This is a genomic window from Novosphingobium capsulatum NBRC 12533 (assembly GCF_001598375.1).
Lineage (GTDB): Bacteria > Pseudomonadota > Alphaproteobacteria > Sphingomonadales > Sphingomonadaceae > Novosphingobium > Novosphingobium capsulatum.
This window is the reverse complement of sequence record NZ_BCYV01000005.1, coordinates 238,318-252,084: the sequence shown is the minus strand read 5'-3', so window position 1 is coordinate 252,084 and position 13,767 is coordinate 238,318. Positions and strand designations below refer to the sequence as shown.

At 66.0% G+C, this 13,767-nt stretch carries 11 protein-coding genes; 4 read left to right on the top strand and 7 right to left on the bottom strand.

Going from position 1 to position 13,767, the window contains the following annotated elements:
* Positions 1-40 precede the first annotated feature (40 nt).
* The 4 genes from SCA01S_RS02850 to sdhC form a co-directional block, all read right to left on the bottom strand.
* Positions 41-2,152 carry a calcium-binding protein gene (locus SCA01S_RS02850; RefSeq protein WP_167542860.1) on the bottom strand — a complete coding sequence of 704 codons (2,112 nt, stop codon included), beginning with the start codon at positions 2,150-2,152 and terminating at the stop codon, positions 41-43.
* Between the two features lie 163 nt (positions 2,153-2,315).
* On the bottom strand, positions 2,316-4,121 hold the full coding sequence (gene sdhA, locus SCA01S_RS02845) for a succinate dehydrogenase flavoprotein subunit (RefSeq protein WP_062782643.1): 1,806 nt from the start codon (positions 4,119-4,121) through the stop codon (positions 2,316-2,318).
* 3 nt (positions 4,122-4,124) lie between these two features.
* Positions 4,125-4,508 carry a succinate dehydrogenase, hydrophobic membrane anchor protein gene (sdhD, locus tag SCA01S_RS02840; protein WP_022675380.1) on the bottom strand — a complete coding sequence of 128 codons (384 nt, stop codon included), beginning with the start codon at positions 4,506-4,508 and terminating at the stop codon, positions 4,125-4,127.
* A 36-nt stretch (positions 4,509-4,544) separates the two neighbouring features.
* A complete protein-coding gene (gene sdhC, locus SCA01S_RS02835; RefSeq protein WP_022675379.1) occupies positions 4,545-4,970 on the bottom strand; it encodes a succinate dehydrogenase, cytochrome b556 subunit in 426 nt (141 codons plus the stop codon).
* A gap of 155 nt (positions 4,971-5,125) precedes the next feature.
* Here sdhC and bla point away from each other — a divergent pair, with 155 nt between their 5' ends.
* Complete coding sequence (gene bla / locus SCA01S_RS02830; protein ID WP_245652415.1) at positions 5,126-6,043, top strand: subclass B3 metallo-beta-lactamase; 918 nt, start codon at positions 5,126-5,128, stop codon at positions 6,041-6,043.
* Positions 6,040-6,996, top strand: a complete 957-nt coding sequence (locus SCA01S_RS02825; RefSeq protein ID WP_062782637.1) for a 50S ribosomal protein L11 methyltransferase — start codon at positions 6,040-6,042, stop codon at positions 6,994-6,996. Before bla ends, SCA01S_RS02825 begins: the two co-directional genes overlap by 4 nt.
* 126 nt (positions 6,997-7,122) lie before the next feature.
* Here SCA01S_RS02825 and SCA01S_RS02820 read toward each other — a convergent pair whose 3' ends face one another.
* The 3 genes from SCA01S_RS02820 to recN all read right to left on the bottom strand — a co-directional run bounded on the left by SCA01S_RS02820 (position 7,123) and on the right by recN (position 11,648).
* Positions 7,123-7,749 carry a LysE family translocator gene (locus SCA01S_RS02820; protein WP_062782634.1) on the bottom strand — a complete coding sequence of 209 codons (627 nt, stop codon included), beginning with the start codon at positions 7,747-7,749 and terminating at the stop codon, positions 7,123-7,125.
* Positions 7,750-7,755: 6 nt separating this feature from the next.
* Positions 7,756-9,849 (bottom strand): NAD-dependent DNA ligase LigA, encoded by a 2,094-nt coding sequence (ligA, locus tag SCA01S_RS02815; RefSeq protein WP_062782631.1) that lies wholly within the window; start codon positions 9,847-9,849, stop codon positions 7,756-7,758.
* Positions 9,850-9,983: 134 nt separating this feature from the next.
* Positions 9,984-11,648 (bottom strand): DNA repair protein RecN, encoded by a 1,665-nt coding sequence (recN, locus tag SCA01S_RS02810; RefSeq protein WP_062782628.1) that lies wholly within the window; start codon positions 11,646-11,648, stop codon positions 9,984-9,986.
* Positions 11,649-11,796: 148 nt separating this feature from the next.
* Here recN and SCA01S_RS02805 point away from each other — a divergent pair, with 148 nt between their 5' ends.
* Together SCA01S_RS02805 and SCA01S_RS02800 are read left to right on the top strand one after the other, a co-directional pair.
* The gene (locus SCA01S_RS02805) at positions 11,797-12,702 is read left to right on the top strand and encodes a UDP-2,3-diacylglucosamine diphosphatase (protein WP_062782625.1); all 906 of its coding nucleotides are present in this window, start codon (positions 11,797-11,799) and stop codon (positions 12,700-12,702) included.
* Positions 12,702-13,760, top strand: a complete 1,059-nt coding sequence (locus tag SCA01S_RS02800) for a glycosyltransferase family 4 protein (protein WP_062782623.1) — start codon at positions 12,702-12,704, stop codon at positions 13,758-13,760. Before SCA01S_RS02805 ends, SCA01S_RS02800 begins: the two co-directional genes overlap by 1 nt.
* Positions 13,761-13,767 lie beyond the last annotated feature (7 nt).

Here is a 13,767-nt window from a genome sequence, read left to right as displayed (position 1 = left end):
CGCCCGCTGTCATGCGGTGCAGGTGCCGGGGATAGGTCACTTAGACCAGTATGATATCGGCAAGGTGCAGATCGGGCGCGCCCATCAACACCCCGATGCGCACCGCCTTCTCCGGCCCGGTACCATCCACGTCGTAATAGAGGTTTCCGCTGGCCTGGTCATAGATCAGGCTTTGTTCGGCTGTGGTCGCACGCGTTCCATAGCCGAATTCGGTGTCGGCAATGGCGCCGGGCGGCTGTGCATAGAAACCTGCGCCAAACGCATCGAGTGATAGGGCAATCTTGTCCTCGCCGCTCACAAAATCGCGGATCACGGTGCGCCCGACAGCCAAGGGGCTGGTGTCGAACACGAAGGTATCGTGCCCCGCCCCGCCGGTCAGGCTGTCTATGCCGCCGCCCCCACTCAACACGTTGTCACCCTCGTTCCCCACGATCGTGTTGTTGGCGTTGTTGCCGGCACCATTGATGTTGCCCGCGCCGCTCACCAGCGTGAGCCGTTCCACGTTGGCATCGAGACGATAGCTGATGGTGGAGAAGACCTTGTCGATCCCGGCATCATCGCCGCGTTCCACCACCCGGTCGCCGGCATCATCGACATAATAGACGTCGTTCCCGGTGCCGCCCTCCATGCAGTCGGCCCCAGCCTGGCCAAACAGCGCGTCGTTGCCGGCGCCGCCGAGCAGGTGGTCATCCCCCGCCCCGCCCTTCAAGCGATCATTGCCCGCGCCGCCTTCCAGGCGGTTAGCATCCTTGTTGCCCAGGATCACGTCATCGAATTGCGAGCCGATGGCGTTTTCGATGCTCTTGATCTGCACCGTTCCCGCCCCGATCGTGTCGACCGGCTTGGTCGTCGCCAGCGTCAGGTAGATGCCCTGCTGCGCATCGGCAAAGCTGATCGTGTCGTTCCCCGCGCCGCCCGCAAACCTGTCGTTGCCGCCATGGCCGAGAAACAGATCGTCCTTATCGGTGCCGACCAGTTTATCAGCCGCCGCCGTGCCTTCCACCGTTTGCCCGTGGTGATCGGTGTAGGCCTGCGAGTGCAAGGTGCCGTTGCCGTCGCGCCACAGCACGGCAAAACCACCATCGGCCAGCGCCACAAGTTGCGCGGCATCCTGGGTTCCCGCCGTGGTGGTGTTGACGATCTGCTCCTGGCCGATTTCGCCGCCGGAATGATCATAGGTCCGCAACGCAATCTCGCTGGCGCCGTTCGCGCCGCCCGCCGGGTTAGCGCTGGCCCAGGCGATCGCGAAACCGCCATTCGCCAGGGCAACCACGTCGGTTGAGCCGACGAAGCGCGGACCATCCTCGCTGACGATCGTATCGGCCTGCACCACGGCACCGCTGCTGTCGAACACCTGCATATGCAGCGCCCCCAGCGACACGAAACCGCCACTGGAATGGTTTTCGGCCCAGGTCATGGCAAAGCCACCCGTCGCAAGCGCGACCATCTGCACTTCCACTGCATTGCCATCGCGCGTCGGCAGCGCCAGCAGCGTCGCCGCCTTGATCTCGGTGCCGTCTACAGCGTGGATCGCATAGGTGTAGCCGACGTTGCCGCTCGACACCCCATTGTCCAGCGCCAGCGTAAGCAGTGCACCATCGGCCAACTGCGTCACGCTGGGCGGCAAATCCCGATCCGAGGAGGAGGCCGTGAAGCGCGCAAGGACGCTCATCGTTGCCAGGTCAACGATGTTGACCACCGCCCGCGCCGCACTCCCCCCGAAATCGACGTTGCTGACGACGGCCACTTTGCCCAGATCCGCGCCCTTCAGCGCCAGCACCGAGGTGCCGGTGTACGTGGCCGAGGGGGACGGCGCCGGCACCGTGATCGTCCCGCTGATCGTGCCATCGCGCGGATCGGTGTCCAACAGCGACAGGGTGACAGGGCTACCGGCGCCCTCGGCCTCCTTGACAGTGATCGCATTGCCGTTGGCGAGCGTAAAAACCTCATAGTCGCGCACCGTGGCAGTTACCCCGCTGGCCACGCCATCGGCCGTGAATACGGAATAGATATAGTCACCCGAATTGGGATGCGCGGTGTCCTCGTTCATGACCAGGATGTTGCCGTTGGCCAGGAACGTCGCGAAGGGAGAACGCCTTTGCGCCTGCGTCTGGTCCAGCGTTACTTCCGCTCCATCCCGATAATAGGTCATGATATCTCCCATCTCCGCTCCGGCCAACGAGAGCGCGATGGTTCACAACCTATTGCAACGCATGGCTTCCACCCATGGAAACAAGCCCCAGTTCGGATCAACGAAAAAGGCCGGGGTCTTGCCAACCCCGGCCTTTCCTTGGTCTCTTGCCGTCAGGCGCGGATCAATAGACGCGCGCCTTGGGCTTGATGTACTGCACATCGTCGGTGAGCGTGTATTCGTGCACCGGGCGGTAATCGAGCTTGATGTCGCCGCTCTTGCCGCCCCAGCCGTCGAACCAGCCCACGGTGTGCTTCATCCAGTTGGCATCGTCGCGGTTGGGGAAATCCTCGTGCGCGTGGGCGCCGCGGCTTTCCTTGCGGTTGTAGGCCGAATGCATCGTCACCGAAGCCTGGCTGATCAGGTTGTCCAGTTCCAGCGTTTCCACCAGGTCAGAGTTCCAGATCAGCGAGCGGTCCGACACGCCGATATCCTGCATCGAGGCATAGATTTCGGCCAGCTTGTGCTTGCCTTCAGCCATCAGCTCGTCGGTGCGGAACACCGCCGCGTGCTGGCTCATCGCGCGCTGCATCTCGGTGCGGATCTTGGCGGTGGGCGAACCGCCCTTGGCATTGCGGAAGTGATCCAGGCGCGACAGCGCCAGGTCCGCGCTGTCCTTGGGCAGCGACTGGTGCGCCGTACCCGGCTTGATCAGTTCCTTGAGGCGCAGGCCGGTGGCGCGGCCGAACACGACAAGGTCGATCAGCGAGTTTGAGCCCAGGCGGTTGGCGCCGTGCACCGAAACGCAGGCCGCTTCGCCCACGGCGAACAGGCCCGGCACCACGGTTTCGGGATTGCCATCGGCGCCGATGGTCATCACTTCGCCGTGATAGTTGGTGGGGATGCCACCCATGTTGTAGTGCACAGTCGGCACCACCGGCAACGGCTGGCGCGTCAGGTCGACGCCGGCAAAGATCTTGCCGCTTTCGGTGATCCCCGGCAGGCGCTCGGCCAGCACCTTGGCATCGATGTGGTCAAGGTGCAGGTAGATGTGGTCCTTGTGCGGGCCCACGCCGCGGCCTTCGCGGATTTCCAGCGCCATGGAGCGCGACACCACGTCGCGGCTCGCCAGATCCTTGGCCGAAGGGGCATAGCGTTCCATGAAACGCTCGCCTTCGGAGTTGGTGAGATAGCCACCTTCCCCGCGCGCGCCTTCGGTGATCAGCACGCCCGCACCATAGATGCCAGTCGGGTGGAACTGCACGAATTCCATGTCCTGCAGCGGCAGGCCAGCGCGCAGCACCATGCCGCCACCGTCGCCGGTGCAGGTGTGGGCCGACGTCGCGGTGAAATAGCAGCGGCCATAGCCGCCGGTGGCCAGCACCACGGCGTGGCCACGGAAGCGGTGGATCGAGCCATCGTCCATGCACAGCGCGATCACGCCACGGCATTCGCCGTTTTCCATGATCAGGTCGATGGCGAAGTATTCGATGAAGAAGTCGGCATCATACTTCAGGCTCTGCTGATAGAGCGCGTGAAGCATGGCGTGGCCGGTGCGGTCGGCGGCGGCGCAGGTGCGCTGCACCGGCGGGCCTTCGCCCATGTTCTGCATGTGGCCGCCGAACGGGCGCTGATAGATCGTGCCATCGGCGTTGCGGCTGAACGGCACGCCAGCGTGCTCCAGTTCGTAAACCGCAGCCGGGGCTTCACGCACCATGTATTCGATCGCGTCCTGGTCGCCCAGCCAGTCAGACCCCTTGACGGTGTCGTACATGTGCCAGGTCCAGTGATCGGGCGTGTTGTTCTGCAGCGAAGCCGCGATACCACCCTGCGCCGCCACGGTGTGCGAGCGGGTGGGGAACACCTTGGTGATGCACGCGGTGCGCAGACCGGCCTGGGCCGAACCCATCGTGGCGCGCAGGCCCGAACCGCCCGCGCCGACAACGACGGTGTCATAGGTATGATCGATGATCTTGTAGGCAGCAGACATGGCTTACGCGGCCCCCAGTGCGATGCGGATGATCGAGACGATGCCGAACACGGCAGCGGCGGCGGGCACGAAGTTGATCAGCATCCAGGATGCGACCTTTCCGCCTTCCTCGTGAATATAGTCTTCGAGCATGACCTGCACGCCCAAGCGCGCGTGGTACAGCGTGTTGAGCACCAGCAGCACCAGCATGGTGGCCGACAACGGCTTCGCCGCCCAGCCATGCACGGTGACGTAATCGTGCGCGGGCAGCAGCGCCAGGCTGATGCCGAGGAAGGGGATGACGATCAGGTTGCCCACCGCCGTAAGGCGCTGGGCCAGCCAGTGGTGCGTGCCGGCGTGGCTGGAGCCCAGCCCGCGCACGCGACCGATCGAAGTTCCGTTACCCATGGTACCTCCGAGAAATCAGGTAAGGCGTGCCGGCGCTTAGCGCAGCAGCACGAAGCCCCAGAACAGAGCCGTAAGACCGACAGAAGCGATCATGGTGAAGACCGACCAACGGGCATTGACCGAAAGTTCGTAGCCCACGCCGATATCGAGCACGAGGTGACGGATGCCGGTGGCGGCATGCTGGAAGAACGCCCACGACAGGCCGACCAGCACGATCTTGCCGAGGATCGCGGTAATGGCGGAAAGGCCGCCATCGGCGCCGGTCCACACATAGGTCATGAACGTTGCATAGGCTTCAGGACCGCTGGCGATCGAACCCAGCCACCACAGCAACAGCGACAGGCCGACAAAGGCCAGGCCATTGCCCGTAACACGGTGGAGGATCGAGACCAGCATGGCCGGACCCCAGCGCCAGATCTGGAGGTGCGGCGAAAGTGGCCGGTTGCTGTGCGCCAGCGCCATGGAACTTCCCCTTATTATCGCAAAGGCGACCGGGATGAGGTTTCCGGTCGGGACGAGTCGCTATTAGTCGAAAAGCCCCGGGGTGCAAGCCGCCGAAAGGGCCAAGCCGAATTCGTATGTTGTCATGCGGCAAGATGACGCGCAAACCACAGGCGATGCGCACCATTCCTATCTTCGCAGCCGCGCTCGCCGGGCTTGTTGCCATGGCCGCGCCAGCGCTTGGCCGATCGCAGCCGTCGCACATTCCGGCGCGGCCCACCCTCGCCCAGGCCTGCCACAACCGCGATGGCTGGGCCGATCCCGCGCCGCCGCAACGGATCTTTGCCAATACCTGGTACGTCGGCACCTGCGGCATCAGCGCGGTGCTTGTCACTTCGCCGCAGGGACATATCCTGATCGACGCGGGCGTGGCGGAGGCCGCCGACAGTGTCGCGCGCAACATCGTTGCCGCCGGTTTTCGCCTGCATGACGTGCGCTGGATCGTGCTCAGCCACGAACATTCCGATCACGCTGGCGGCCTGGCTGCGCTAAAGCGGATGACCGGCGCACGCCTGGCGGCCATGCCCGCCGCCGCGCGCGTGCTCACCACCGGTCAGGTTCCGGCAGACGATCCCCAGTCCGCCTGGCTCAAGCCGTTCCCGGCCGTTGCCGTCGATCGCGTGCTGCATGATGGCGAAACGCTGGTGGCCGGGCCGCTGCGCCTTGTCGCCCATGCCACGCCAGGCCACGCCCCCGGCTCCACCAGCTGGACCTGGACCAGCTGCCAGGGCCGCGATTGCCGCACCATGGCCTATGTCGACAGCGTCACCGCGATGGCCGCGCCGGGTTGGCGCTTTGCCGATCATCCCGCCTATGTCGCGGCGTTTCGCGCCTCGCTCGATCGCATTGCCGCCCTGCCCTGCACGGTGCTGATCACGCCTCATCCCGGCGCCAGCGACCTGTTCGAGCGCCTTGCGCATGGGGCGCCCCGGCCGGTGCCGGGTGCCTGCCGCACCTATGCCGCCAATGGCCGCGCCCGGCTTGACGAGACGCTTGCCAAGGAGGCCGCGCCGCCGCAAAGACCCGCGCCATGAGCTGGAAAATCACCATCCTTGCGCCGCGCCCCATCGTCCAGGCCGCGCTGATCGCCCACGAAGACGTGTTCGACTGGGACGCCGACATCGTCATCGCCGGCAGCGAGATTGCCGAGGACAAGCCCGAAGACTGGCAGCTGGAAGCCTGGCTGGCCGACGAACCAGGCGAAGACGAACGCGCCGCGATCGCCGCGCTGTTCGCCGATGGCGCACCGCCGATGGTGATCGAACAACTGCCCGAGGAAGACTGGGTCACGCTCAGCCAGCACGGGGTGGAGCCGATCCACGAAGGGCCGTTCCACGTCCACACCCCCGAATATCCGGCAGTGGACACGCCCGGCATCCGCAATTTCCTGATCCCCACCAGCCAGGCCTTTGGCACCGGCCAGCATGCCACCACCGCCGGGTGCCTGGCCATGCTGGCGCACATGAAGGCCAATGGCGCGGTGGTGCGCAACCTGGCCGATATCGGCACGGGCACCGGCTTGCTTGCTTTTGCCGGGCTGCATCTGTGGCCCGGCGCGCGCGCGATCGCCAGCGACATTGACGCCGTCTGCGGCCCGGTGGTCGCAACCAATGCCGATGCCAACGGCGTGCCGCTAGGCGATGGGCCGGGCAAGCTGGCCATGGTCATCGCGGCTGGCATGGACCACCCGCTCCTGCGCCTGTCGGCGCCCTATGACCTGCTGATTGCCAATATCCTGGCAGGTCCGCTGATCGAACTGGCGCCGGAATTTGCCGCGGCAGTCAAGCCAGGTGGCCATATCCTCCTCGCCGGCCTGCTCGCCACGCAGGAAAAAGCCGTGCGTGCTGCCTATGCCCGCGCCGGCCTACGCCTCGCGGCGCGCCAAGTGCGCGGCGATTGGTCGATCCTGTGGCTGCGCCGCCGCGCCACCGCGCGCATTCATGCCACCACGCCCGGCGCCCTGCCGGCGTGGTCGCAGAAGTGGTAGGACAGCGCACGACGTCCACCACCCCCGCCCCCTCTAAAGAGGATGAGGCTATAAAATCAGCAGCTTAACTCCCCCTCCTCTTCAGAGGAGGGGGGCGAGGGGTGGTGCGAAACCAAGCGCAAACGCCTAAACCCGGCTGCCCACCATCGCCACACCAAACGCCACAAAGATCGCGCCGGTCACCCGGTTGAACACCTTGCGCGGCGATGGCTTTTCCAGCCAGCGCGCCACCGATCGCCCGCCCAGCGCATAGAGCAGGTACGAGGTCATCTCGATCACGCCGAAGGTTGCCACCATGACGGCAAACTGCGCCGCCTTGGGCCGGGCCGGGTCGATGAACTGCGGCAGGAATGCCCCGGCAAACAGCAATGCCTTGGGATTGCTGATGCCGATCAGAAATCCCGTGCGGAAGAGGCCGAGCGGCGATGGCAGGGCCACTGCCCCATCGCCCACCATGTCCACCGGAGATTCCTTGGCGGTCCAGGATTTGTACCCCAGGTAAAGCAGATAGGCCGCGCCGACGATCTTGAGCGCGGTAAACACCTGCGGCATCGCCACCAGGACTGCCGACAGCCCCGCAGCCGAGAGGCTGAGCAGCGTGAGCACGGCGAGAAAGCAGCCGCTCATCGCCAGCATCGCCCGGCCAAAGCCCAGTGTCACGCTGCGCGTCATCACGTGCAGCATGTTGGGGCCGGGCGAGATTGAGATGAAAAAGACGGTGACGACAAACAGCCACCAAGTGTGAAGGGCCATGATCGCCTATCCCGCTGCCTTGAAGATTTCCGCCCAGGCCGCTTCGTCGATCACCTCGATGCCCAGTTCGGCTGCCTTCTTGAGCTTGCTGCCCGCACCCGGCCCGGCAACGACCAGGTCGGTCTTGGGGGAAACGCTGCCAGCGGCCCGCGCGCCCAGCGCCTCGGCCTGGGCCTTGGCCTCGTCGCGGCTCATGGTTTCCAGCTTGCCGGTGAACACCACCGTCTTGCCCGCGACGGCGCTGGCGCGGGTTTCGACGATGAAATCGGGCGGGCTCACTTCACCCAGCAGATCGTCCCACACGGCGATGTTGTGCGGTTCGTGGAAGAAATCGCCCAGCGCTTCCACCACCACCGGGCCAACACCATCGATGCCCAGCAGATCGGCCTTGGCCTCTTCATCGCCGCCATGGGCGCGTTCGGCCACGGCGCGCAGCGCGGGCAGCGTGACGAAGCGCTTCAACAGGTCGCGCGCGGTGACCGCGCCAACGTGGCGAATGCCCAGCCCGAACAGCAGGCGCGCGGCATCGGGCTGGCGCTTGGCCTCGATCGCGGCGAGCAGATTGTCGACCGACTTGTCCTTCCAGCCCTCGCGACCGACAATATCGTCACGCCGCTTGCGCAGGCGGAAGATATCGGCCGGGCTTTCCAGCCAGCCCAGCGCAAAGAATTCGGCGATGGTCTTTTCGCCCAGCCCTTCGATATCGAGCGCGGCGCGGCTGACAAAATGCTTGAGCCGCTCGGTCCGCTGCGCCGGGCACACCAACCCGCCGGTGCAGCGCACGTCCACTTCGCCTTCTTCGGCCACCGCCTCGCTGCCGCATTCCGGGCAGTGATCGGGAAAGACATAAGCCGGACGATCTTCTTCGCGTGTCAGATTTTCAACCACTTGCGGGATGACATCGCCAGCCCGTTGCAAGACCACGCGATCACCGACGCGCACACCCAGCCGGCCGATCTCATCACGGTTGTGAAGTGTCACGTTGGTAACGGTCACCCCGCCCACCAACACCGGCGCCAAGCGCCCCACCGGCGTCAGCTTGCCGGTGCGCCCCACCTGGATATCGATCGCCTCCACCGTGGTTTCCGCCTGCTCGGCGGGAAACTTGTGCGCCATGCCCCAGCGCGGCGCCTTGGCGACAAAGCCCAGCCGGCGCTGCCATTCCAGGCTATCGACCTTGTATACCACGCCATCGATATCATAGGGTAAATCAGCGCGTTGCGCTTGAATGCTGCGATAGTGCGCCAGCATTTGCGCGGTATCATCGCAGCGTGTCAGCAGGTGTGACACGGGAACACCCCAGGCCGCCATCTGCTGCATCATCGCCCACTGCGTTTCGGCGGGCACGGCGCTGGCCGCACCCCAGCCATGCGCCAGAAACCGCAGGGGCCGCGCGGCCGTCACGCTCGCGTCCTTCTGGCGCAGCGATCCGGCAGCCGCGTTGCGCGGGTTGGCAAAGACCTTGTCGCCCTTTTCCTCCTGCGCGGCATTGAGCGCGAGGAAATCGGCCTTGGCCATGTAGACCTCTCCGCGGATTTCGAACACGGCCGGCGGTTCGACACCGGAATCGCTGCAAAGTTCCTGCGGTATGTCCTTGATATGGGCTACATTGGCGGTCACATCCTCGCCCACCTGGCCATCACCACGGGTCGCCGCGCGCACCAGGCGGCCATCTTCATAGCGCAGCGAGCATGACAGGCCGTCGATCTTGTCTTCCGCCGTCATCACCACCGGTGCATCGGCCGGCAGCGCCAGGAAGCGGCGCACGCGCGCGACGAATTCCTCGACCTCCTCGTCGGTGAAGGCGTTGTCGAGGCTCATCATGCGAACCTCGTGCGTCACCTTGCGCAGGGGAGAAGCAGAAACCTCGTGACCCACAGCGCGCGAGGGGCTGTCGGCGCGGATCAGATGCGGAAACGCCGTTTCCAGTTCGGCATTGCGCCGCACCAGAGCATCATACTCGGCATCGGAAATTTCCGGGGCGTCTTCGGCGTGATAGCGCCGGTTGTGATAGGCAATCTGGCGCGCCAGCCGCATCAGTTCGTTGGCGGCAGCCGCCTCGCCCATTGCTGCCGGATCGATGCCTGCCGGATCACTCATTATACGCCACTTTCACCAAACAATTGCGCCAGTCACCGGCGCGATACGCCATCACGGCAATTCGTAAAGCGCTATCGCCAGTCCGGGCAAGGCATAGCTGTGGAGGAACCGCCTGCCCACCCGGGCAAAAGGGTTCAAGCCTGTTCGAGCAGGCGGCTGGCCTGCGCGCGCGCCTCGGCGGTCACCTCCGCGCCAGACAGCATCCGCGCGATTTCCTCCTGGCGGCCGGCCGCGTCCAGCTTGCTCACCGAGGTGCGCGTGACTGTGCCCTCGCTCGACTTGGCGATCAGATAGTGGGCGTCACCCCGCGCCGCCACTTGCGGGCTGTGCGTCACGGCCAGCAACTGCCCACCGTGCGCCAGGCGCGCCAGGCGCTCGCCAATGGCACTGGCCACAGCGCCGCCTACGCCGCGATCGATCTCGTCGAAGATCACGGTCGCTGCCCCGCCCTGTTCGGCCAGCGCCACCTTCAGCGCCAGGATAAAGCGCGACAATTCACCGCCCGAAGCGATCTTGCCTAGCGGCGCAAAATCGCTGCCGGGGTTGGTGGAGATGAGGAACTCCACCGCGTCCATACCCTGGCCACACCAGCGATCCTCGGGCAGGCGCACCACGGCGGTGTGAAAGCGTGCCGCATCCAAGCGCAGCGGCGCCAGTTCGGCGGCCACCGCCTTGTCCAGCTTGCGCGCTGCTTCGGCCCGCTGCACCGACAGCGCCTCTGCCTTGGCGCGATAGTCCAGGCCCGCGTCCATCGCCACGCGCGCCAGGCCGGCGATCTGCGCCTCGCCACCCTCGATCGATTGCAACGCGGCCTGCAACGCCTCGCGCCGGGCGGGCAGGTCGTCCACCGTGCAGCCATGCTTGCGCGCAGCGGCACGCAGATCGAACAGCCGCGTTTCGATCCGGTCGAGCAGCGCCGGATCGTGCGCCAGGGCCTCGGCCGCGGCCGAGAGCTTGTCTTCCGCCTCGCCCGCCTCGATCACCGCGCGGTCCAGCGCTTCCAGCGCCTCGGCCAGAAGCGGATGCTCTGCCGCGATGCGATCGAGCCGCCGCGCCGCGCCGCGCAACTGCACCAGTGGCGCATCCGATCCGCTCCACAAGTGCTGCAACTCGTTGAGATCGCCCGAGAGTCGCTCCCCCTTCTGCATCTCGGCACGCTGCAGGGCGAGTTCTTCCTCCTCGCCCGCCATCGGCTGCAACGCGTCGAGCTCGGCCAAGTGCGCCTCGATCAGGTCCTGCTCGGCCGCCGCGCTCGCCACGCGCGCGCGCGCCTGCGCCAAAGCCTGTTCGGCCGCGCGCCAGCTATCCCATGCACGCGCCACCTCGGCGGCATCGGCGCGGGCATAGCGATCGAGCAAGGCCCGGTGGCCGCGTGCATTGACCAGCCCGCGATCGTCGTGCTGCCCATGCAGTTCCACCAGGAAACGCGCCAGTTCACGCAGCAGCGCCACGCCCACCGGCTGGTCATTGATATAGGCACGGCTGCCGCCATCGGCGCGCAACCGGCGGCGGACCAACAACGGCTCGCCCGGTTCCCAATCGATCGCCGCTTCGGCCAGGATCGCTTCCACGCCATCGGGCCGCCGCGCGAACTCGAATGTAGCGGTCACGCTCGCCACGTCTTCTCCGGCGCGAACCAGGCCGCTGTCGGCGCGGTCCCCCAGCACCAGGCCCAGCGAATCCAGCAGGATCGATTTGCCCGCACCGGTTTCGCCGGTCAGAACGCCCAAACCGCCCGGAAACACGAGGTCCAGCGCCTCGATCAGGACGACATTGCGGATGGAAAGCCCGGTCAGCATCGCTTTCCTTCCTAGCGGGTTGCACGCCCGGCGTCACCCTCCATTTGTTCCCCTCTTGTTTCACAACCATGACACGGTGTCGCCAGCGCGCAATGTGACGGTGCCATGAGATTCGCAAGACAACGGCAGCATATGAAGGGACTGGGTCATGGACCGCCCAAGCGACCGCAACTTTGCCCCCGTCAGCGAATGGCTAAAGGGCGCGCCCGATTGGCTTGACTTGCCCGAACCGCGCGGCTTTCGCCCCAAGCGGCGGGTACGCACGGTGTGGATTTCCGACCTTCATCTCGGCACGCGCGGCTGCAATGCCGAAATGCTGCTCGATTTCCTGGCCTCGATCGAGTGCGAAACGCTCTATCTGGTGGGTGACATCGTCGATGGCTGGCGCCTGTCGCGTGGGTGGTACTGGCCCGATGCGCACAATGAAGTGGTCCGCCGCGTGCTGAAGATGGCGCATCGCGGCACCCGCGTGGTGCTGATTGCCGGCAACCATGACGAGATGCTGCGCCCCTATGCCGGGATGACCTTTGGCGGCGTGGAACTGGCGCTCGACACCATTCACCGCACCGCCGATGGGCGGCGCCTGCTGATCACCCATGGCGACGGCTTCGATGGCGTGGTGCTCTATGCCCGCTGGCTCGCGTTCCTGGGCGATGCCGCCTATGCCGTGCTGCTGCGCGCCAACCGCTGGGTCAACCTGGTGCGGCGCCAGTTCAAGCTGCCCTATTGGTCGCTCTCGGCCTATATGAAAAAGCGCGTGAAGAACGCGGTGCAGTTCATCTGCGACTTTGAAGAGGCCGTGGCCCACGCCGCGCGCGACATGGGCGTGGACGGGGTGGTGTGCGGCCACATCCACTGCGCCGAAATCCGCCAGATCGGCGATGTCACCTATTACAACGATGGCGACTGGGTGGAAAGCTGCACCGCCCTGGTCGAGGATTTCACCGGCGCGATGAGCATCGTCGACTGGGTGGAGGAACAGCGCAAGCAGGCGCCGTTCACGCCCGCCGCCGTGCCCGGCCTGCCCAGCCCGGCCGAAACGGAATCCGCCTGATGCGCATTGCCCTCGCTACCGATGCCTGGACGCCGCAAGTCAACGGCGTGGTGCGCACGCTGACCACCACGGTTGCGCACCTGCGCGCGCGGGGCCACGTGGTGGAACTGCTCACCCCCCAGCAGTTCCGCACGTGTGCCCTGCCCGGCTATGGCGAGATCCGCCTGGCCATGGCGCCCCGCTTTGGCACGCGGCGCACCTTGCGCGATTTTGCGCCCGATATCGTGCATATCGCCACCGAAGGGCCGATCGGCTGGGCCGCGCGCAGTTGGTGCAAATCGGTGGGCGTGCCGTTTACCAGCGCATTTCACACGCGCTTTCCCGATTACGCCGCGATGCGCACGGGGTTGAGCCCCGATGTGTTCTGGCCGGTGATGCGCCGCTTTCATGCGCAAAGCGCCGCGGTGCTGGTATCTACACCCAGCCTGGCGCGCGAGCTGGCCGGGCACGGCATCGTGCAGACCCGGCTGTGGTCGCGCGGGATCGATGCCGGGCTGTTCCATCCCGGCCACGCCCCGCTGCCCCAGCTTGCCGCACTGCTCGGGCCGGTGCTGCTCTATGTCGGCCGCGTGGCCGTGGAAAAGAACCTTGGCGCGTTTCTCGATTGCGCAGTGCCCGGCAGCAAGGTGGTGGTGGGCGACGGACCAGACTTGGCCATGCTCAAAAGCCGCTACCCCCAGGCGCATTTCACCGGCGCGCTTTCGGGTACAGCGCTGGCCCAGGCCTATCGCGCCGCCGATTGCTTCGTCTTTCCCAGCCGTACCGACACGTTTGGCCTGGTAATGATCGAGGCGATGGCCTGCGGCGTGCCGGTGGCCGCCTTCCCGGTGGCCGGCCCGCGCGACGTGATCGGCGTGGATGGCCGCGGCGCGCAGGGCAACCTGCCCCACCCGGTGGGCGCCTGCCACGAAGACCTCGCCACCGCGATTGCCCAGGCACTGGCCTGCCGCCGCGCCGATGCCGCTGCCTATGGCGCCAGCTATTCCTGGGAAGCGGCCACCGACCAGTTCGAAACCGCGCTGGCCAGCGCCGTGGAGCGGATCGCCTGCGCCGCCTGAGGTACGA

Excerpts from the sequence above, each read along its gene's own strand:
- SCA01S_RS02850 (WP_167542860.1), bottom strand. The coding sequence starts at position 2,152 with ATGACCTATTATCGGGATGGAGCGGAAGTAACGCTGGACCAGACGCAG.
- sdhA (WP_062782643.1), bottom strand. The coding sequence starts at position 4,121 with ATGTCTGCTGCCTACAAGATCATCGATCATACCTATGACACCGTCGTT.
- sdhD (WP_022675380.1), bottom strand. The coding sequence starts at position 4,508 with ATGGGTAACGGAACTTCGATCGGTCGCGTGCGCGGGCTGGGCTCCAGC.
- sdhC (WP_022675379.1), bottom strand. The coding sequence starts at position 4,970 with ATGGCGCTGGCGCACAGCAACCGGCCACTTTCGCCGCACCTCCAGATC.
- bla (WP_245652415.1), top strand. The coding sequence starts at position 5,126 with ATGCGCACCATTCCTATCTTCGCAGCCGCGCTCGCCGGGCTTGTTGCC.
- SCA01S_RS02825 (WP_062782637.1), top strand. The coding sequence starts at position 6,040 with ATGAGCTGGAAAATCACCATCCTTGCGCCGCGCCCCATCGTCCAGGCC.
- SCA01S_RS02820 (WP_062782634.1), bottom strand. The coding sequence starts at position 7,749 with ATGGCCCTTCACACTTGGTGGCTGTTTGTCGTCACCGTCTTTTTCATC.
- ligA (WP_062782631.1), bottom strand. The coding sequence starts at position 9,849 with ATGAGTGATCCGGCAGGCATCGATCCGGCAGCAATGGGCGAGGCGGCT.
- recN (WP_062782628.1), bottom strand. The coding sequence starts at position 11,648 with ATGCTGACCGGGCTTTCCATCCGCAATGTCGTCCTGATCGAGGCGCTG.
- SCA01S_RS02805 (WP_062782625.1), top strand. The coding sequence starts at position 11,797 with ATGGACCGCCCAAGCGACCGCAACTTTGCCCCCGTCAGCGAATGGCTA.
- SCA01S_RS02800 (WP_062782623.1), top strand. The coding sequence starts at position 12,702 with ATGCGCATTGCCCTCGCTACCGATGCCTGGACGCCGCAAGTCAACGGC.